Source organism: Pseudothauera nasutitermitis (assembly GCF_004801295.1).
GTDB lineage: Bacteria > Pseudomonadota > Gammaproteobacteria > Burkholderiales > Rhodocyclaceae > Pseudothauera > Pseudothauera nasutitermitis.
On sequence record NZ_SSOC01000004.1, the window covers coordinates 230,963 to 249,346 of the forward strand.

The 18,384-nt window shown below is 67.8% G+C and carries 17 protein-coding genes; 12 read left to right on the forward strand and 5 right to left on the reverse strand.

Annotation, left to right across the window (positions count from 1 at the left end; all coding sequences use genetic code 11):
• Positions 1–41 precede the first annotated feature (41 nt).
• The 3 genes from aas to E6C76_RS11460 are packed head-to-tail and all read left to right on the forward strand — an operon-like array spanning position 42 to position 5,346.
• Positions 42–2,195: a bifunctional acyl-ACP--phospholipid O-acyltransferase/long-chain-fatty-acid--ACP ligase gene (gene aas / locus E6C76_RS11450; RefSeq protein WP_136348381.1), complete on the forward strand. Its 2,154-nt coding sequence runs from the start codon at positions 42–44 to the stop codon at positions 2,193–2,195.
• Positions 2,195–3,463 (forward strand): amidohydrolase family protein, encoded by a 1,269-nt coding sequence (locus E6C76_RS11455; protein ID WP_136348382.1) that lies wholly within the window; start codon positions 2,195–2,197, stop codon positions 3,461–3,463. The genes aas and E6C76_RS11455 overlap by 1 nt, the downstream gene beginning before the upstream one ends.
• A complete protein-coding gene (locus E6C76_RS11460) occupies positions 3,460–5,346 on the forward strand; it encodes an MFS transporter (protein ID WP_136348383.1) in 1,887 nt (628 codons plus the stop codon). The genes E6C76_RS11455 and E6C76_RS11460 overlap by 4 nt, the downstream gene beginning before the upstream one ends.
• A 30-nt stretch (positions 5,347–5,376) precedes the next feature.
• On the opposite strand, the gene E6C76_RS11465 is transcribed toward E6C76_RS11460, so the two are convergent.
• On the reverse strand, positions 5,377–6,069 hold the full coding sequence (locus tag E6C76_RS11465; protein ID WP_136348384.1) for an XRE family transcriptional regulator: 693 nt from the start codon (positions 6,067–6,069) through the stop codon (positions 5,377–5,379).
• 599 nt (positions 6,070–6,668) lie between these two features.
• Between E6C76_RS11465 and E6C76_RS11470 the strand changes: the two genes are divergently transcribed.
• From E6C76_RS11470 to E6C76_RS22415, 7 genes are read left to right on the forward strand one after another with little or no spacing between them, the layout of a single operon-like run.
• Positions 6,669–7,118 carry a GspH/FimT family pseudopilin gene (locus E6C76_RS11470; RefSeq protein WP_168734322.1) on the forward strand — a complete coding sequence of 150 codons (450 nt, stop codon included), beginning with the start codon at positions 6,669–6,671 and terminating at the stop codon, positions 7,116–7,118.
• A gap of 47 nt (positions 7,119–7,165) precedes the next feature.
• Complete coding sequence (pilV, locus tag E6C76_RS11475; protein ID WP_136348385.1) at positions 7,166–7,576, forward strand: type IV pilus modification protein PilV; 411 nt, start codon at positions 7,166–7,168, stop codon at positions 7,574–7,576.
• Positions 7,577–7,580: 4 nt separating this feature from the next.
• Positions 7,581–8,678: a PilW family protein gene (locus tag E6C76_RS11480; RefSeq protein WP_168734323.1), complete on the forward strand. Its 1,098-nt coding sequence runs from the start codon at positions 7,581–7,583 to the stop codon at positions 8,676–8,678.
• Positions 8,675–9,289, forward strand: coding sequence for a pilus assembly PilX family protein (locus tag E6C76_RS22065; RefSeq protein WP_168734324.1), 615 nt, complete (start codon positions 8,675–8,677; stop codon positions 9,287–9,289). Before E6C76_RS11480 ends, E6C76_RS22065 begins: the two co-directional genes overlap by 4 nt.
• Before the next feature lie 13 nt (positions 9,290–9,302).
• Positions 9,303–12,488 carry a pilus assembly protein gene (locus tag E6C76_RS11490; protein WP_168734325.1) on the forward strand — a complete coding sequence of 1,062 codons (3,186 nt, stop codon included), beginning with the start codon at positions 9,303–9,305 and terminating at the stop codon, positions 12,486–12,488.
• 11 nt (positions 12,489–12,499) lie between these two features.
• Positions 12,500–12,838: a hypothetical protein gene (locus E6C76_RS11495; RefSeq protein ID WP_136348388.1), complete on the forward strand. Its 339-nt coding sequence runs from the start codon at positions 12,500–12,502 to the stop codon at positions 12,836–12,838.
• Between the two features lie 14 nt (positions 12,839–12,852).
• Positions 12,853–13,302 carry a type IV pilin protein gene (locus E6C76_RS22415; protein ID WP_331000013.1) on the forward strand — a complete coding sequence of 150 codons (450 nt, stop codon included), beginning with the start codon at positions 12,853–12,855 and terminating at the stop codon, positions 13,300–13,302.
• A 65-nt stretch (positions 13,303–13,367) separates the two neighbouring features.
• Here E6C76_RS22415 and E6C76_RS11505 read toward each other — a convergent pair whose 3' ends face one another.
• The 4 genes from E6C76_RS11505 to E6C76_RS11520 all read right to left on the reverse strand — a co-directional run bounded on the left by E6C76_RS11505 (position 13,368) and on the right by E6C76_RS11520 (position 15,787).
• Positions 13,368–14,069 carry a hypothetical protein gene (locus E6C76_RS11505; RefSeq protein ID WP_211090197.1) on the reverse strand — a complete coding sequence of 234 codons (702 nt, stop codon included), beginning with the start codon at positions 14,067–14,069 and terminating at the stop codon, positions 13,368–13,370.
• A gap of 10 nt (positions 14,070–14,079) precedes the next feature.
• Complete coding sequence (locus E6C76_RS11510) at positions 14,080–14,952, reverse strand: DUF342 domain-containing protein (RefSeq protein ID WP_136348389.1); 873 nt, start codon at positions 14,950–14,952, stop codon at positions 14,080–14,082.
• A 229-nt stretch (positions 14,953–15,181) separates the two neighbouring features.
• Positions 15,182–15,424, reverse strand: a complete 243-nt coding sequence (locus tag E6C76_RS11515) for a hypothetical protein (RefSeq protein WP_136348390.1) — start codon at positions 15,422–15,424, stop codon at positions 15,182–15,184.
• A 15-nt stretch (positions 15,425–15,439) separates the two neighbouring features.
• Entirely contained in the window at positions 15,440–15,787 is a 348-nt protein-coding gene (locus tag E6C76_RS11520; RefSeq protein ID WP_408003482.1) for a DMT family transporter, read from the reverse strand.
• Between the two features lie 181 nt (positions 15,788–15,968).
• Between E6C76_RS11520 and dkgB the strand changes: the two genes are divergently transcribed.
• A complete protein-coding gene (gene dkgB / locus E6C76_RS11525) occupies positions 15,969–16,775 on the forward strand; it encodes a 2,5-didehydrogluconate reductase DkgB (protein ID WP_136348391.1) in 807 nt (268 codons plus the stop codon).
• A 134-nt stretch (positions 16,776–16,909) separates the two neighbouring features.
• On the forward strand, positions 16,910–18,301 hold the full coding sequence (locus E6C76_RS11530; RefSeq protein ID WP_136348392.1) for a sigma-70 family RNA polymerase sigma factor: 1,392 nt from the start codon (positions 16,910–16,912) through the stop codon (positions 18,299–18,301).
• The last annotated feature ends 83 nt before the right edge of the window (positions 18,302–18,384 follow it).

Sequence of the window (18,384 nt, forward strand, 5' to 3'; positions counted from 1 at the left end):
CCGCATTTCCCCTTCCCTTTTTCTGCTACTGGAGCCACATCATGCTGCGTTCCCTGGCCAAGTTCGTTCTGCGCGCGGTGGCCCGCGTGCTGTTCCGCGTGCGCGTGGAGGGCTGCATGCCCGCGCCGCAGGACCGCCTGCTGGTCATCGCCAACCACGAATCGCTGCTCGACGGCCTGCTGCTCGGCCTGTTCCTGCCGCTGGACCCGGTGTTCGTGGTGCATACCACGGTGATCCGCAACCCCTTCTACCGACTGGTGCTGATGCTGGTGGATCACCTCACCGTCGATCCCACCAGCCCGATGGCGATGAAGCGCGTGGTGCGCCTGCTGGAGTCCGGCCGCCCAGTGGTGATCTTTCCGGAAGGGCGCATCACCACCACCGGCAGCCTGATGAAGACCTATGACGGCCCGGCCTTCGTGGCCGCGCGCACCGGCGCCACCCTCCTGCCGGTGCGCATCGACGGCGCCGCGCGCACCTATTTCTCGCGCCTCGACGGGCGTTACCCGCGCCGCCTGCTGCCGCAGATCAGCCTGTACATCCAGCCCACCACGCGCATCGAGATGCCCGCCGCGCCTACGGCGCGCGAGCGCCGCCGCAAGGCGGGTGAGGCCATGCGTCGCATCATGCAGGAGATGATCTTCGCCAGCCGTCCGCGCCAGACGCTGTTCGAGGCGTTGCTGGACACCGCCGCCATCCAGGGCCGTTCGCGCCGGCTGGTGGAAGACCTGAAGCGGCAGGAGTACTCCTATGCCGAACTGGTGCGCATGGCGCTGGCGCTCGGCCGCCTGGTTGAGCGCGAAACGGCGCCGGACGAGAACGTCGGCGTGCTGCTGCCCAACCTGGCGCCCACGCTGGCGCTGGTGTTCGGCCTCAGCGCGCGGCGGCGCGTGCCGGCCATGCTCAACTACACCGCCGGGGTGGAAGGCATGCAGGCCGCCTGCGACGCGGCGCGCATCCGCACGGTGATCACCTCGCGCGCCTTCGTCGAACAGGCCAAGCTGGGCGACAAGCTCGCCGCCTTGCACGATCTGCGCGTGCTCTACCTGGAAGACCTGCGCGCCAACATGAAGCTGGCCGACAAGCTGTGGCTGCTGCTGTGGGCGGCGCATTTTCCGCGCGCGGCCAGCCACATCGGCGACGCCGAGGACCCGGCGGTGGTCCTGTTCACCTCCGGCTCCGAGGGCAAGCCCAAGGGCGTGGTGCTCTCGCACCGCGCGCTGCTCGCCAACATCGCGCAGATCCGCGCGGTGGTGGATTTCTCGGTGGATGACAAGGTGCTCAACGCCCTGCCGCTGTTCCACTCCTTCGGGCTCACCGCCGGCGGGCTGCTGCCGGTACTGTGCGGCGCGCGGGTGTTCCTCTACCCCAGCCCGCTGCACTACCGGGTGATTCCGGAACTGGCCTACGACCGCGCGTGCACGGTGCTGCTGGGCACCTCCACCTTCCTGGGCAACTACGCCAGGCACGCCCACCCCTACGATTTCCACCGCCTGCGCTACGTCATCGCCGGGGCGGAAAAGCTGGCCGAGCTGGTGCGCGAGCAGTGGTTCGACAAGTTCGGCATCCGCATCTTCGAAGGCTACGGCGCCACCGAAACCGCTCCGGTGATCGCGGTGAACACGCCGATGGCCTTCCGGCGCGGCACTGTCGGCCAGGTGCTGCCCGGCCTGCACGCCAGGCTGGTGCCGGTGCCCGGCATCGACGCCGACGGCGGGCGGCGCGGCATGCTGCACGTGAGCGGCCCCAATCTGATGAGCGGCTACCTCAAGGCCGATGCGCCGGGCGTGCTGCAGGCGCCGGCCTCGGAAATCGGCGAGGGCTGGTACGACACCGGCGACGTGGTGGAGATCGACGACGAAGGCTTCGTGCGCATCGTCGGCCGGGTGAAGCGCTTCGCCAAGATCGCCGGCGAGATGGTCAGCCTGGAAGTGGTGGAGAAGATCGCCGCCACCGCCTCGCCGGCCGCCCAGCACGCCGCCAGCAGCCGCCCGGATGAGGGCAAGGGCGAGGCGCTGGTGCTGTTCACCACCGACCGCGCGCTGACCCGCGAGGCCCTGGCCGCCGCCGCACGCGCCAGCGGCGCGTCCGAACTGGCCGTGCCGCGTATTCTCGTCGGCGTGGAAACACTGCCGTTGCTGGGCACCGGTAAGATCGACCATGTCATCCTCAAACAGCGTGCGGAGGCCGCCTGATGCGCCTTGCTTCCTCTCCGATTTTGCCGGCGCGCCGGCGTTGGCTGCGTGCCGGGCTGGCCGGTGGCGCACTGGTGGCGGCCGGTGGCGTGGCGGCCGTGCTGGCTCGCGGCAAGGTGCTCAACCCCTGCCTGTCCGGCCTGCCGGCCGAACTGTCCAGCCACCCGCTGGTCGCCGCTTCCTGGCAGGGCCTCGACCCCGCGCAAGTCTGGGACGCCCACGCCCATCTGGCGGGCAGCGGCGACGGTGGCTACGGTGTGGCGCTGGGGCCGGACATGACCCGTCTGCGCAATCCGCTGCGTTATCTGCAGACCCATGTGTTCCTCAACGCAGCATGCGCCAACACGGAACCCGGCGGCGTGGATGACCGCTACGTCGAGCGCCTGCACACCCTGATGGCCGACATGGCGCCCGGCTACAAGACCGTGCTGTTCGCCTTCGACCGCGTGCATACGCCGGACGGCATGCCGGTGCCCGAATACAGCACCCTGTACGTGCCCAACGAATACGCCCGCGACGTGGCACGCGCCGCACCGCAGCGCTTCGAGTGGGTGTGTTCGGTGCACCCCTACCGTGCGGATGCCGAGGACGCCCTGGAGCGCGCGGCGGAAGAAGGCGCCCGCGCGGTCAAATGGTTGCCTCCGGCCATGGGTATCGATCCGGCCGTTCCGGCCTGCGAGCGTTTCTACCGCGTCCTGGCCCGCCTGGACCTGCCGCTGATCACCCACGTCGGCGAAGAACGCGTGGTGCATGGCCTGGGCCGCGCGGAATGGGGCAATCCGCTGCTGCTGCGCCGTGCGCTCGACCAGGGGGTGAGGGTGGTCATGGCGCACTGCGGGACGGCCGGCGAGGACATCGATCTGGACCGCGGCGTGCAGGGTCCGCGTGTGTCCAGCTTCGAACTGTTCCTGCGCATGATGGGCGACGAGCGCCATCGCGGGCTGCTGCATGGCGACATCGCCGCCGTCCTGTTGCGCAACCGTCCGCCCGAGGTGCTGCGCACGCTGCTGGAGCGCGACGATCTGCATCCCCGCCTGCTGTACGGCACCGACTACCCCCTGCCTGGCATCCTGCCGGTGATTTCGCCCGCAGCGCTGGCACGCGCCGGCCTGCTGGCCGAGGAGGCCGCACCGGTGCTTGAAACGATCCGGCGCTACAACCCGCTGCTGTTCATCTTCGTGCTCAACCGCCACCTGACCAGCCACGGCCGCCGCCTGCCGGCGAACGTGTTCGAAACCCGCCGCTTCTTCGACCGGAAGTCCAAATGAGCTCCCAGTTCAAACTGATGCGGGAACGCCGTTTCCTGCCCTTCTTCCTGACCCAGTTCCTCGGCGCGTTCAACGACAACTTCTACAAGAACGCCCTGGTGGTGCTGATCACCTTCCAGGCCGCGCGGCTCACCACCCTGTCGCCGGGCGTGCTGGTGAACCTGGCCGCCGGGCTGTTCATCCTGCCCTTTCTGCTGTTCTCCGCCACCGCCGGGCAGTTCGCCGACAAGTACGAGAAGAGCCGGCTGATCCGCTTCACCAAGCTGCTGGAAGTGGTGATCATGCTGCTCGCCACGGCGGCCTTCGCGCTGTCTTCAGTGGGGCTGATGCTGTTCTGCCTGTTCCTCATGGGCACGCAGTCGGCCATCTTCGGGCCGGTCAAGTACGCCATCCTGCCGCAGGTGCTCGACGAAACCGAACTGGTGGGCGGCAACGCGCTGGTGGAGTCCGGCACCTTCCTCGCCATCCTGCTCGGCACCATCGTCGGCGGCCTGCTGATCGCCGTGCCGTCGGGCAGTGTGTGGGTGTCGGCCGGCACGCTGGCGGTGGCGGTGCTGGGGTATCTGGCCAGCCGCGCCATCCCGCCGGCCGCGGCGGTCGATCCGGGCATGAAGATCGACTGGAACCCGGCCACTCAGACCTGGCAGATGCTTGGCTTCGTGCGCGAGAACCGCACGGTGTTCCTGTCCATCCTGGGCATCTCGTGGTTCTGGTTCTACGGCGCGGTGTTCCTCTCGCAGTTTCCCGGCTTCGCCTCCACCGTGCTGGGTGGCGACGAGAAGGCGGTGACCCTGCTGCTGGCGGTGTTCTCGGTGGGCATCGCGGCGGGTTCGCTGCTGTGCGAGCGCCTGTCCGGCAAGCACGTGGAAATCGGCCTGGTGCCCTTCGGCTCCATCGGCCTCACGGTGTTCGGCCTGGACCTGTGGTGGGCCAGCTCGGCGATGGATGCCGGCGGCGCCACGCTGCGCCCGCTTGCCGAACTGCTGGCCGAACCGGCCACCTGGCGCATCCTCTTCGATCTGGTCATGGTGGCGCTGTGCGGCGGTTTCTACATCGTGCCGCTGTACGCGCTGGTGCAGAGCCGCTCCGTGCCCTCGCACCGCTCGCGCATCATCGCCGCCAACAACATCCTCAACGCGCTGTTCATGGTGGTGGCCGCCGGCATGGGGGCGGGCCTGCTGGCCGCCGGGGCCAGCGTGCCGCAGCTGTTCCTGATTACCGCGCTGCTCAACGCCGCGGTGGCGATCTACATTTACACCCTGGTGCCGGAATTCCTGCTGCGCTTCATCGTCTGGCTGCTGGTGCACACGGTGTATCGCCTGCGCGTACAGGGCATGGAGCACGTGCCGGAGCAGGGCGGTGCGGTGATCGTCGCCAACCACGTGAGCTTCGTCGATGCGTTGATCATCATGGCGGCCTGCCGTCGGCCGATCCGCTTCGTCATGGACCATCGCATCTTCCGCTGGCCCATCCTGTCCTTCGTGTTCCGCACCAGCCGGGCGATTCCCATCGCCCCGGCGAAGGAAGACCCGGCGATGATGGAGCGCGCCTTCGACGAGGTCGCCCGCGCGCTGGAAGCCGGCGAACTGGTGGGCATCTTCCCGGAAGGGGGCATCACCGGGAACGGCGAACTGCAGCCCTTCCGCCCCGGCATCGCGCGCATCGTCGAGCGCACCCCGGTGCCGGTGGTGCCGCTGGCGCTGCGCGGGCTGTGGGGCAGCTTCTTCAGCCGCAAGGACGGCCCGGCGATGACCCGGCCGTTCCGCCGGGGGGCGTTCAGCCGCGTGGAGCTGCTGGCCGCGCCGCCGGTGGGGGCGGCGGAAGCGACGCCCGAGGGCTTGCGGGAGAAGGTGGTGGCCTTGCTAGGGGGCGTGCGCTATTGATATGGGATGATTCGGGGGTGGCGCCCCTCCTCAGAGGCGCCGCCCGGACCACACCACGCGGCCGACGACGGTCAGGTCGGATTGTTCCAGTTCGGCCAGTTTGATCAGCCAGGGAACGAAAGCCGCGTTGTCGCTGGAAATCTGCAAGGTGCCGCCAGGCATGGCCTGGATGCGCTTGACCAGCAGCATGCCGTCCATGCGCAGGATGTAGACGCCCTCCCGGTTGGGGTGGCGGGCGCGGGTATCGACCAGGATCACGTCGCCCGCACGCAGCATGGGCTCCATGGAGTCGCCGCTGACGCGGATGAAGCACAGGTCGGACGGCGCGGCGTCCAGCTCGATCCGGATCCAGTCTTTCCTGAACATCAGCGCATCGCCGCAGGCCCCGGAGTCGGCGCGCTCGCCGGGGTCCGCCGCGTCCCGTGCTGCGCTGCAGGGCGGGAGCGCGACGTAGTCGGCGGACGCGCCCTGGGTCTCCAGCTCCTGCGCGGAATCCGCCACCGGGCATGGCTGCCCGTCCAGCAGCATCGCCCCCGTCCCCGTCAGCAGCCAATGGGCATTGATCCCGAGCCGGGTGAACCGGACGATCGCCTCCGCCCCCGGCTGGCTCGGGCCATGCTCGTATTTGCGTAGCGTCCCCAAAGGTATCCCGGATATCCTCGCCGCCTCGGACTGCGACAATTTGAGCACATCACGGGCTTTTTTGATCCGCTCGGCGATCATGCTGCTCTTCCGCAATGAAAGCGCGACGCCCGGGACAGACGGACACCCATGTGCCGTTCTGCCAGGAAAACCGATATACGCCTCGATTTCAGCGCCACATCAATCCTCACCGGATGGCACTGAAGCAGATGGTTCAAATTTGAATATGCATCGTTGTTGACAGTTAGCAAATTTGAGTATGTAATCCATCCAACGCACCTGCCAAGGGAGGTAAAGGGCATGCACTGCTCCTGCGTGGAAAGCCGGTCGAACGGTTTGACGCCCAGCCGGCATCGGCACCTCCCCTGGAAAAGGGCAGGCGCTGTATGCACGCTGGTACATCCGGCTGACACCACAGCCTGAGGCCTTTCGCTTCGCTTGCGCATGCCCCCGCCGCGTTTTGCGTCGGCCAACAAACGGCCCGCCGGGAGACGCATGGCGTCCCCGGGCAGGAAATCCGGCCGGATTGCGACAACGATAACGAACGCCGAGGCCGCACGGGCTTCGGGGAATGCATGGGCTCGCCCAGTCTACCGCGAGCGTACGCCAGCGCAATGGTAATCAACAGGCAGTGGCGCAGACACCCGCTGCATCGCTAGCGATCGAACCAAACTATGCGCATGGACAAGCATGCCGGTTTCACGCTTATCGAACTGATGGTGGCGCTTGCCATTCTCGCGGTCATCGCCGGGCTGGCGGCACCGTCCTTCACCCAGATGATCCAGCGCAACCGGGTCGCGGTGGCCGCCAATGAGTTGCTGGCGGCGCTGCAACTGGCCCGTACGGAAGCCATCCGGCAGCGCAAGCCGATCACCGCCTGCCGGCGCAACGAAGCGGGGGATGCCTGCGAGGACGGCACCGACTGGTCGGCGGGCTGGCTGGTCCTGAGTGCGAATGGCGTGATCCGTGTATGGGATCCGTCTCAAGTCGTTTTCACGGGCCCGGAAGGGGGCGCGGTGTTTCTGGCCGACGGACGCGCCGGCGGCGCCCGGGTCTTTACCGTCGAATCCGGCAACGCTTCACGGGGCGTCAACCTCGACGCCACTGGGCGGGCCGGCATCGCGCACTGACCTCACGCCCCGGACCGCGGCAGGCCATTCACAACTCAAGGCCCAGCATGAACAAGCAAACAGGCTCCTCGCTGCTCGAAGTACTGGTGGCCATGCTCGTCCTTGCGTTCGGCCTGCTCGGGCTGGCAGGGCTGCAGGCCACCTCGGTGCGGAGCAACCACAGCGCCTATCTGCGCACCCAGGCCACCCTGCTTGCCTACGATCTTGCCGACCGCATGCGCGCCATGCAGGCAGCCGTGGAAAACGGCGATTACGACGACAGCAGCACCGGGGACGAGCGCAGTGCCTGGAACCAGAGCGTCACGCGCGCACTCGGCGCCGGGGCCACGGGTACGGTCGTGCGCAACGGCGGCTTCGTCACCATCACCATCGCCTGGGACGACAACCGCGGCCGTATCCGCCAGAGCGGCGCGGCCGACGAAAACGCCCAGTCCTTCGTTTATGAAACGGAGCTTTAGCGCCGTGCCGGCCATCCAAGCATCCCAACGGGGCCTGACCATCGTCGAGCTGATGATCGGCCTGCTGCTCGGCGTGCTGCTGCTGGGCGGCGTGCTGTACGTCTATCTCGGCAGCAGCCAGACCTACCGCAGCACGGAGGCGCTGTCCCGCGTGCAGGAAAGCGGCCGCTTCGCCATGGATTTCCTTTCCTCCGACCTGCGCCAGGCCGGCTACAAGGGAGTCTGTAGCCGCGATACCGAGGTCGTGAGCCACCTGAACACGGGCGGCACCGGCTACACCGCCGAAAAATTCGAACTGGACGAAGGCATTCGCGGCTGGAACGGCGGAAACGGCGGGTACGCGCTGACCGGCTACCGCGCCGGCAGCGATACCCTGCTGCTGAAGCACGCGGCCGCGCCGGCCGGGGTGAGCATCGCCGACGACGACATCCCCACCAGCGCGGAAGAAATCAACCTCACCGCCAGCAGCGGCATCCCCGCGGGCCAGATCGTCCTGATTTCCGACAGTGAAGGCTGCGACCTCTTCCAGAACAGCGCGCAGAGCAGTGCCAGTGTATTGGCCCGGCAAGGCGGGGCAGGCGAGGGCACGGAGGAGGAAGGATCGGGGGAAGAAGGGGAAGCGGAAGAAACGGCGCTCGAACCGGGCAACAGGTCCGGCTCCCCGCTCAGCCACGACTACACCGGGGACACGGACGTCCACCTCTTCCGCAGCGCCATCTATTACATCGGCGACGGCGCGGGCGGCCTGCCCGCACTCAGGCGGCTGCGCTTCGACCGGGGCGCCCCCATCGGCGAGGAGCTCGTCGAAGGCATCGTCGACATGCAGATCTGCTACGGCGTCGACACCGACCAGGACAGCGACGCGGACAACTACGTCGCCGCCGGCGCGGTGGCCGACTGGGACGAGGTCGTCGCCGCGCGCGTCACGCTGGTGGCGATCAGCCCGGAATCCAACGTGGCCACGGGAGCCCCCACGGTCTCCTTCGCCGACTGCGACGGCACGGTGCTGACCCGCGACTCCACCCACTACCCCGCACTGGGCGAGCTCCGGCTCGCGCGGGTGTTCACCTCGACCATCGCCCTGCGGAACAAGCTGCCATGATGCACGGCCTCCTCCCTCAAGACCGGCGGCAATCCGGCACCGTGCTGCTGATCGCCCTGGTCATGCTGCTGGTCATGACGCTGCTGGGACTGAGCAGCATGCGCGGCACCGCGCTCGAAGAGCGCATGGCGGGCAACTGGCGGGACCAGAACATCGCCCTCCAGGCCGCCGAAGCGGCCCTGCGCGCCGCGGAAACGGCGATCGCTCCGCTGATTTCGCCGCCCACGCCCAGAAGTTTCCCCTGCGCCACGGAATCGGACACCGGCTGCCAGGTGTTCGAGTTCGACCCGGCGCACACCAGCGTGCTGCTTTCCAGCGATCTGGACGAGCTTCATGCGTGGATCGCGGGATTCACGCAATACGGAAGCGGAAGCGAAAGCGAGGATGAAGGCGAAGGCGAAAGTTCAGGCGGAAACAGCATGACCAGCACGGTGGAGGCCCCCCGCTACCTGATCGAGCACCGCGGCTACCTGCGCGACCACCTGGGCGTCGGCCACGGCGCCGACAAGGAAACCGGCCGCGACCTGTATCAGACCACCGCCGTGGGCAGCGGGCAGACCAGGGAAGCCGTGCGCCTCCTGCAATCCATCTATGCCAAACGCTACAACTGAAGGAGCCGCGACGATGAGAGCCGGTGGCACTGCCCGTACCCTGCGAATCGCGCTGGCCCTGTGCGCGGCCAGCGCCGCGGGCGCGTTTGCCGGGCCCCTGGCCCTGTCCGACACCCCGCTGACGGTGTCGACCTCGATCGACCCCAACGTCATGCTGCTGATCGACAACTCCGGCAGCATGGACCACATGATCTGGCACGAGGATTTCGACCAAGCAGGCAGCTATGGCCACTGGCAATACCGCAGCGGCAATTCGTGGGTCGATATCGATGCCGAGACGACGTATTACCCGAACAACCTCGGGCGCGACAGCTGTTCAAGCGGATACAGCCGGTTCCGCCTGGGCAGTTCGAGCACGTACAAATGCCTCAGGCTGCCACAGCCCCGCGGCAGCGGCAGCACGCGCTACCTGGGCAACTACCTGCGCTTCCTGCTCGACAGATTCCTCGACGGCGACACTGACCTGACCCAGGGGCAGATTCCCGCCGACTATCGCATGAACGTGGCACGCGACGTCGCCAAGGATCTCGTCCAGAACACGCCGGGCATGCGCTTCGGCGTCAGCCGTTTCAATTACGGTTACGAGAACACCCGGAACGGCTACAGAGACGGAGGGAGCATCCTTGCCAACTGCGGCAGCGGCACGAGCACGCTGGTCAGCGCGATCGACGGGCTGAACGCGGACAACTGGACGCCGCTGGCCGAGAGCCTGTACGAAGTCACCCGGTATTTCCGCGGCCTGTCGAGCGCCTACAACACCGGCGTCAGCTACACCAGTCCCATCCAGTACCGCTGCCAGAAGAATTTCACCATCGTCATCACCGACGGTCTGCCCACCTACGACGCCACCTTTCCCACCAACGACCCGGACGACCCCGACGGGAAACTGCCCAACTGGGATGGCATCGACAACGACGGCTCCAATCCGACGGTGGAATCCGCCACCGAAGGCCATGCGCTTTTCCTCGACGACATCGCCAAGTTCGCCTGGGACATCGACATGCGCAAGGGTGGGACCGATGCGGCCGGCGAGAGCTTCGACGACCCGCGCTACCCCCAGCAGAACATGTACACCTATACCGTCGGTTTCACCACGGACAACGATATGCTGCGGGATGCGGCCGCCTACGGAAACGGCCTCTACCTGACCGCGGACAACGCCGAGCAATTGAGCGAGGCACTGGGCGGGGCACTGGCCGACATCCAGGGCAAGCTCGGCTCCGCCTCCTCTGCTGCGGCGTCCGGCGGCTTCATTTCCGACGGCACCAAGGTCTATCAGGGCCGCATGAACAGCGAGTACTGGACGGGCCAACTGCTCGCCTTCGGCATCAATACCACCCCCGGCCCGACGTTCGGGCAACTGCTGAAAAACGGCCCGGGCCCGGACGGTTCGCTGTGGGACGCCGGCAGCCTGATCAATGGCGCCAACTGGGGAACGCGGACCATCATCACCAACAAGGCCGGCGGCATTCCGTTCCGTTGGGATGGGTTCACCGCCACCGAGCGCAACGACTACTTCAACGGCCAGCAGAACCTGCTCGAATACCTGCGTGGCAGCAGCGTCGCCGCCTACCGCAGCCGGCCCAGCCTGCTCGGCGACATCGTCAACTCCGCGCCGCAATATGTCGCCGCGCCCAGCGCGCGCTACCCAGACAGCCTTGAAACCGCCCCCTACAGCGCATTCAAGCAGGCCCGGGCCAACCGGACGCCGATGATCTACGTGGGCGCCAACGACGGCATGCTGCACGGCTTCAACGCCCAGACGGGGGCCGAAGGCCTGGCCTACATTCCCGGCCATCTGCTGGGCCGCCTGAAGCTGCTGGCGGACCCCGATTACAACGACAACCACAAGTTCTACGTGGACGGCACCCCGACGGTGGTGGACGCCTTCATCGGCGGGGCCTGGAAAACGGTGCTGGCCGGCGGGCTCAACAAGGGCGGCCAGGCAATCTATGCGCTGGACGTGACCAATCCGGCGCAGTTTTCCGAGGCCAATGCGTCCTCCATCTTCCTGTGGGAGTTCACCGACGCGGATGACGCCGACCTGGGCTATACCTACAGCCGGCCGGCCATCGTCAAACTGCGCAACGGCACCTGGGCCGCGGTGTTCGGCAACGGCTACAACAACACCATCGCCGACGGCCATGCGAGCACCACCGGCAACGCGGTGCTCTACATCGTCGACCTGCGCACCGGAGCGCTCATCAAGAAGATCAGCACGGGAGTGGGCACGGCGCAGGACCCCACCGGGCAGAATCGCCCGAACGGCCTGGCGACGGTCACGCCGATCGACCTCAACGGCGACAACCTGGTCGATTACGTCTACGCCGGCGATCTGTTCGGCAATATGTGGAAGTTCGACCTGAACGACAGCAGCGCCAGCAACTGGACGCTGGCCTACAAACTGTTCCAGGCCTGCGCGGCAAACACCTGCACCGCCGACAACCGTCAGCCGATCACCACCGCGCCAACGGTGATCCGCCACCCGAACCTCGGCGGCCAGATCGTGCTGTTCGGCACGGGCAAATACCTCGAACAGGCGGACAACATTTCCCAGAACGGCGGCGTGCAGTCCTTTTATGCCATCTGGGATCGAAACACATCGACCTCCATGCCGGTCGGCCGCAACCTGCTGCGCCAGCAGCGCATCCTTTTCGAATCGACGTACACGTTCACCGATCCGGACGGCGAGGAGATCGAGGAGGGCCTGCGGGTCACGACGGACCATGCGGTCAACTGGGCCAGCCAGCGCGGCTGGTACATCGATCTGGTCTCGCCGCACGGTTTCGAGGGCGAACGCCAGGTCACCGAATCGCTGGTGCGCAACGGCCGCCTGGTGTTCACCACCATGATTCCATCCAATTCGAGCGACCCCTGCGCACCGGCGGGCACGAGCTGGATCATGGAGATGAATGCCGTCACGGGCGCGCGCCTGACCTATTCGCCATTCGATCTCGACCGCGACGGCCAGTTTTCGGCGACCGACTACGTGACCGTGACCATCGACGGCGAAACGTTCAGGGTGCCCGCCACCGGCAGAAAGACCGAGGGCGGCCATGCGCAAACCCCAACGGTGGTGTCCGCCGACGGACGGGAACTCAAGTACGTCTCGTCGACCGAGGGCCTTGAAGTGATCGTCGAAAATCCCGGGCACCTTCTCACCGGCCGCCAGAGTTGGCGCGAACTCTTCCTCCAGTGACAGGAATGAACATGTCCATACGGCTCAACAGGGCGCTATGCGCGGCCCTTTTCCTTGGATTCGTGGCCTCTCCGCCATCCGGTGCGCAAAGCGGCGGTGATGCGGACTTCCCGCAAAACGACGAAATCCGCCGGACCGGCATCGTGGAGAGCCTGGACGGGGCCCGCGTCGTCATCAGTGGCGAACCCTTCCAGATTCCCGCCCTGACGCCGATCAGGGAACCGTCCGGCCACATTCACCACGACCCGCAGAGCCTCGGCACGGGCATGCACGTCGAATTCACCGGCGAACCCCCCGCCGGCCCGGACGGCGTGGGCATCATCAAGACGATTCGCATCATCCCGAACTGAAGGTGATACGCCCTATGATGCAGACCCGCTCCCACGGCGCGCAGCGGCCACCGGGCCAGCGCGGCTTTTCGCTGATCGAACTGATGATCGTCGTCGTCATCGTCGGCGTGCTGGCATCGATCGTCTATCCGTCCTATCAGGAACACGTCCGCAAGACCCGCCGGGCTGACGCCCAGGCGGCCTTGATGGAACTGACGCAGTTCATGGAACGCCGTTACACGACGAACGGCCGTTACGGCGCCGCGGGCTGCGCGGGCGTTGCCCTGCCGTTCACCCGTTCCCCCAAGGATGGCGGAACCGTGTTCTACAACATCGGCATCGTGTGCAACGCCGACACGTTTACCCTGACGGCGGTGCCGACCGGCCCGATGGCCAACGACGCCTGCGGCAATCTGGCCATGACCCACACGGGCGCGAGGGGCCGCTCGGGAGGTGCCCCGATGGAGTTGTGCTGGCGGCGTTAGAGCCGGCCTTTGGCAATACAGTTTGATCACGCCGGGCAAAGCCCCTCCCGTGGGAGGCGGGCCGTTCAGCGGCGCAGCACCAGCAGGCCGCCGAGGGAGCGCAGGCCGACGACTTCCTCCAGCACCAGCCCGGCGCGTTCCTCCAGCCCGGCCAGCGTCCAGCCCTCGCCGAGCAGCAGCATGCGGGTGTGCAGATCCTCGCGCACGGTGGGTTCCACGCTTTCGCCCAGGTAGCGCAGGGTCTTGCAGCGCAGGTCGACGAAACCCAGCGGGTGCCGGCGGCCCAGGCGCAGCCACAGCGCGTGGGCGCCGGGGGATTGGCGCGCGCCGCTGAGCAGGCAGAAGCCGCGCGCCAGCGCCCAGCCGTAGATCGCCGTGGCGATGCCGCGCCGGCGGTATTCCGGGCGGTATTTGGAGTGCGGCGCGCGCAGATGGCGGTCGGCGCGGCGGTCGATTTCGATCAGGCGGTTGAACACGGTGTAGCCCGCCAGGCGGCGCCGTTGCGGGTCTTCCACGTAGACGTAGTGTTCGCCGTCGGCCTCGCGGTAGTGGAAGATCAAGTCCGGCAGCAGCGGAGTCAGCCGTTCCAGGCCGTGCAGGATGTCGTCCGGCGTGTTCAGGCGCTGTTCCAGCGTGGCGAGTTCGTTTTCCAGGGTGTCCGGCGGGTGCTGGACGTCGATGCGCAGTTCCAGCCAGGGCCGCAGCAGCGCGCGCACGGCGGCTGCCCAGTCGCCGGCGGGCACGGCCGGCCATTCCAGAGTGTGCATGGGCGGCGCCTCATCGACCGGCTTCCGGCCCGGTCCACAGGCCGCTCATCAGGCCGTCCGGGCGTCGCGCGGCGACGATGCGCGCCGAGCTTTCCCAGTCCGCGCGCTGCACGTCCAGCCCGGCGAAGATGCCGTAGTCGCGCCCGGCGCGGATTTCCCCGCCCGCTTCCAGCCCCTCGCCGCTGCGGATGGCGCCGCCGGCCGTGATGGCGTCGCCCGCGCGGATGCCCCAGCCGGCTTCCAGGTGGGTACCGCATTCGATGGATTGTCCGGCAAGGATGCCCTGCGCCGCGCGGATGCGCGCGGCGATCAGGTCTTCGCCGCATTGCAGGCCCTTGCCGCAGCGCACCTCGCCGTCGGCCTGCAGCGTGCCGCCGACGTGGGCATTGCCGCCCAGCGCGAGGCCGCCGCCGCAGGTCACGCCCCAGCCGCTGCGCAGTTCCCCGCCCACGTTCATGTCGCCGTGGGCGTCGATGCTCCAATGCACGCGCAGGTCGCCACCGACTTCGAGCTGGCCGCCGACGTGCAGCGCGCCTTCGCAGCGCAGGTCTTCGCCGGTGCGCAGGTCGCCGCCGCAGCGGATGCCGCCGTCCACGTGCAGGCTGCGCCCGCAGCGCAGGAGTTGCCCGGCGTCGACGTGGCCGCGCACGATCAGCGTGCCGGCGAACACCATCGCCTCGGCGTCCAGGCTGTCCAGTTCGCGCACCCCGTCGGTGGGGCCGAACTGGTCGAGCAGCCAGCAGGCGTCGTTGGCGCGCCCGTCCGCGACCAGCGCGTCGAGGGTTTCCTGATAGTTGCTGACATCCGGGCAGTGGCGGATGTACCAGCGGAACCCGTCGGTGCACGGGCGCTTGGCTTTGAGAAAGTGCTTGCTGAAATCCATGGCGGGGCCTTGTGTGCGTGCCGGCGCCGTACATGGGGTACGGCGCTCTGATCGCAGCCGGGGTGGCCCTGTGGTGTCTCTTTCCGCCTGGCCTTAAAGGCCGGTGCCGCCCGGTATGGGGCGGAAAGTGCGGAATTGCGTGGGGTGCTTGAGGAACCGCTCCGGCTGCACGTTGAACGGGGCGTGTCGCGGGTGCCCCGGGCAAGGTGCCGTGCGGGGCGGCCGGGTTTCAGTCCCCGAACCGGCCCCGCACGGCCATGGAAAGCACGGCGGGCGACCCCTTGACCTTGAAAGCCAGCTCCGGGCCGACGCAGCGCAGCGCCTGGGCGGCCCGGCCGGCGCCCACGCGCCCGCCCGCGCGTTGCGGCGCGGGGAATACGGCGGCGTGGGAGAAGGCGGTCATGTTCGGAAGTGAAGGCGGAGGGTGTTCAGCAACGGCTATTGTAGGCGAAGCGGCGGCGAGCAGGGACAAGCGCCGCGTCCTGCCTCAATGCGAGATCGACCTGGAGAACACGTTGATCACCACCACGCCGGCGATGATCAACCCCAGCCCGATGATGGCCGGCAGGTCCAGCGACTGGCGAAACACCACGTAGCCCACTAGCGAGATCAGCACGATGCCCAGCCCGCTCCAGATCGCATACGCTAGCCCCACCGGGATCACCCGCAGCGCCAGCGAGAGAAAGTAGAACGCCCCCAGGTAGCACACGGCCATGACCAGCGTGGGCATCAGACGGGTGAACTGTTCGGACTTCTGCAGGAAGGTGGTGCCGATGATTTCCAGCACGATGGCCACGCCGAGCACGGCGTAGGCGGAGAGCAGGGGGTTCATCATGGTTCGCGGGTGGGTTGGGGGAGGCAGTGTACCGCTGCCGCCCCGGATTCCGGCAGTGATGGCCGGCCAGGTCGCGGATGTGCCGTCCGCCCGGGTACGATCCATCTGTACCTATAGATAGTCCAGCGTTGCAGTGGCCGCCGGCCACTGATTCAAGCAAGCCTTCGCAAAGGAGAACACCATGTCCATCCCCATGCCCGCCATCGGCCTCGGCACCTTCCGCCTGAAGGGCCAGACCGCCATCGATTCCGTGCGTACCGGCCTGGAACTCGGCTACCGCCACATCGACACCGCGCAGATCTACGGCAACGAGGCCGAGGTCGGCCAGGCCATCGCCGAAAGCGGCGTGGCGCGCGAACAGCTCTTCCTCACCACCAAGATCTGGACCGACCGCTACACCCGGGACAAGCTCATCGCCAGCCTGGAAGAAAGCCTCGCCAGGCTGCGCGTGGAGCAGGTCGACCTCACCCTGATCCACTGGCCCTCGCCGGATGCTGCGGTGCCGCTCGCCGAAACGCTGGGTGCGCTGGCTGAAGCCAAGCGGCGCGGGCTGACCCGGCTGATCGGCGTCTCCAACTTCCCCATCGCCCTTCTGCGCGAAGCCATCGCACTCGTGGGCGCGGGCGAGATCGCCACCAACCAGGTGGAAATCCACCCGCTGCTGCAAAACCGCGTGCTGGCCGAGTTCGCCCGCAGCCAGGGCATCCACCTCACCGCCTACATGCCGCTGGCCTACCGCAAGGTGCTGGTCGAGCCGGTCATCCAGCGCATCGCCCAGTCCCGCAGCGCCACGCCCGCGCAGGTGGCGCTGGCCTGGCTGCTGCAACAGGGCTACGCGGTGATTCCGTCTTCCACCAAGCGCGAGAACCTGGCGAGCAACCTGGCCGCCGCCGGCCTGCAACTGAGCGAGGCGGAGATGGCGGAAATCACCGCGCTGGACCGTGGCGAGCGGGTGGTGAATCCGGATTTCGCGCCGGCCTGGGACTGAGGGAAGCAGCCCGTCCGCCCTACCGGAGCCGTACGCGGCGGGCTCCGGTGGGGCATGTGCGCCACGCAAACAGGAATGCATCTCAATAAGCTTATCCGCTACCATGCGGATGCTCGTTCCTCCCGCCTCTTGCCATGAATCCGCCCGCGCCCTGCACCGCCCCCACCACTGCCGACGTCTCGCCGAATGGCGCCAGCGATGGCCTGCTCGCGGTCTTCCAGCACCAGTACGGCGCGCTGCTGCGCTACGTGGCGCGGCGCCTGGGCAACGGCGACGACGCGCAGGAAGTTGTACAGGAACTCGGCGCCCGGCTCAGCCTGGGTACTGAGCAGACCCGCCCGGACAACCCGCGCGCCTATCTCTTCGCCATGGCGCACAACATGGCCGCGGACCATCTGCGCCAGCTCCAGCGCAAGCGCCAGCTCTTCGTCGCGCACGCAGGCGATGCGCTGCCGGAGCCGGAAGGCCACGCCAGCGCCGATACGCTGGACCGGCACCTGCACCGCGAAGCCCTGCGGGAAGTCGCCCTTGCCCTGCATGCGCTGCCGGAACGCACGCGCGAAATTTTCCTGCTTTCCCGTGCCGAAGGCATCGGCCACGACGAACTGGCCGTGCGCTACGGCGTCACCCGCAGCACCATCGAGCGCGAAGTCATCCGCGCGACCGACCGCCTGCACAACGCCCTCGGGCACTGGCGCGGCGATGCGCCCGCCGGCCTGGCCGAACGCGGGCGCAAGCGGCGCAGCCTGCAAGCCCTGCTCGGCATGCTGGTACTGGGCGTCGGCGCGGGTGGCGCGGCCTGGCAGGCGCAGCGCGAAAGCCGTGTGGAATGGCGGCAGGCGTGGCGCAACCCGCAGCGCTGGGCGCAGCCGTACGGCCTGCCCGACGGTTCGCAGATCGTCCTCGATGCCGGCAGCGCCGCCGAAATCGTCTTCGAAGCCGGCCGCCGCCACGTGCGCTTGCTGCGCGGTAGCGCCTGGTTCGACGTCGCCCATGCGCCGGAACGGCCTTTCGTGGTGGACATGGCCGACGTGCGTGTCACTGTGCTCGGCACCCGCTTTGCCGTGGAAAGCGAGCGCACGGCGCAGGACGACGGCTGGATCGAGGTGCACGTTGCCGCCGGCCGAGTTGCCGTGACGCCGCGCGGCTGGCGTGCCTGGCTGAGCGGCGAGCGGGAAGTGGTGCTGGGCGCGGCGCAGCGCATGCGCATCGTTCCCGGCCTGCCTTGGCAGGCCGCCCCCGCGCAGGCCGGCGCGGCGGAGGAAGTCGCCCCGTGGCGGAATGGCCGCATCGGCTTCAGCCGCGTGCCGTTGAAGGAAGCCGTCCAAAGGCTGGCGCGTTACCACGACCGTAGCGTGCAGGTGGATGAAACCGTGGCCGCGCTGCCGGTCAGCGGCGATGTCCGCCTGGATCGCGTCGAGGACTGGCTGCGCGCGCTGCCTGCCGCCTTGCCGGTCGAACTGCGGGACACCGCCGCCGGCTTCTTCATCGACGCCAGCACGATACCGGCGCGGCCCTTGGGGTGAGGCGCGGCGCCCGGCGGACTCGGTGCTTTGTCACCCCGACAGGCCGGCGATCCAAAAATTCGTGCTGGAATCCGCGCGCAAAT

Excerpts from the sequence above, each read along its gene's own strand:
- aas (WP_136348381.1), top strand. The coding sequence starts at position 42 with ATGCTGCGTTCCCTGGCCAAGTTCGTTCTGCGCGCGGTGGCCCGCGTG.
- E6C76_RS11455 (WP_136348382.1), top strand. The coding sequence starts at position 2,195 with ATGCGCCTTGCTTCCTCTCCGATTTTGCCGGCGCGCCGGCGTTGGCTG.
- E6C76_RS11460 (WP_136348383.1), top strand. The coding sequence starts at position 3,460 with ATGAGCTCCCAGTTCAAACTGATGCGGGAACGCCGTTTCCTGCCCTTC.
- E6C76_RS11465 (WP_136348384.1), bottom strand. The coding sequence starts at position 6,069 with ATGATCGCCGAGCGGATCAAAAAAGCCCGTGATGTGCTCAAATTGTCG.
- E6C76_RS11470 (WP_168734322.1), top strand. The coding sequence starts at position 6,669 with ATGGACAAGCATGCCGGTTTCACGCTTATCGAACTGATGGTGGCGCTT.
- pilV (WP_136348385.1), top strand. The coding sequence starts at position 7,166 with ATGAACAAGCAAACAGGCTCCTCGCTGCTCGAAGTACTGGTGGCCATG.
- E6C76_RS22065 (WP_168734324.1), top strand. The coding sequence starts at position 8,675 with ATGATGCACGGCCTCCTCCCTCAAGACCGGCGGCAATCCGGCACCGTG.
- E6C76_RS11490 (WP_168734325.1), top strand. The coding sequence starts at position 9,303 with ATGAGAGCCGGTGGCACTGCCCGTACCCTGCGAATCGCGCTGGCCCTG.
- E6C76_RS11495 (WP_136348388.1), top strand. The coding sequence starts at position 12,500 with ATGTCCATACGGCTCAACAGGGCGCTATGCGCGGCCCTTTTCCTTGGA.
- E6C76_RS22415 (WP_331000013.1), top strand. The coding sequence starts at position 12,853 with ATGATGCAGACCCGCTCCCACGGCGCGCAGCGGCCACCGGGCCAGCGC.
- E6C76_RS11505 (WP_211090197.1), bottom strand. The coding sequence starts at position 14,069 with ATGCACACTCTGGAATGGCCGGCCGTGCCCGCCGGCGACTGGGCAGCC.
- E6C76_RS11510 (WP_136348389.1), bottom strand. The coding sequence starts at position 14,952 with ATGGATTTCAGCAAGCACTTTCTCAAAGCCAAGCGCCCGTGCACCGAC.
- E6C76_RS11520 (WP_408003482.1), bottom strand. The coding sequence starts at position 15,787 with ATGATGAACCCCCTGCTCTCCGCCTACGCCGTGCTCGGCGTGGCCATC.
- dkgB (WP_136348391.1), top strand. The coding sequence starts at position 15,969 with ATGTCCATCCCCATGCCCGCCATCGGCCTCGGCACCTTCCGCCTGAAG.
- E6C76_RS11530 (WP_136348392.1), top strand. The coding sequence starts at position 16,910 with ATGAATCCGCCCGCGCCCTGCACCGCCCCCACCACTGCCGACGTCTCG.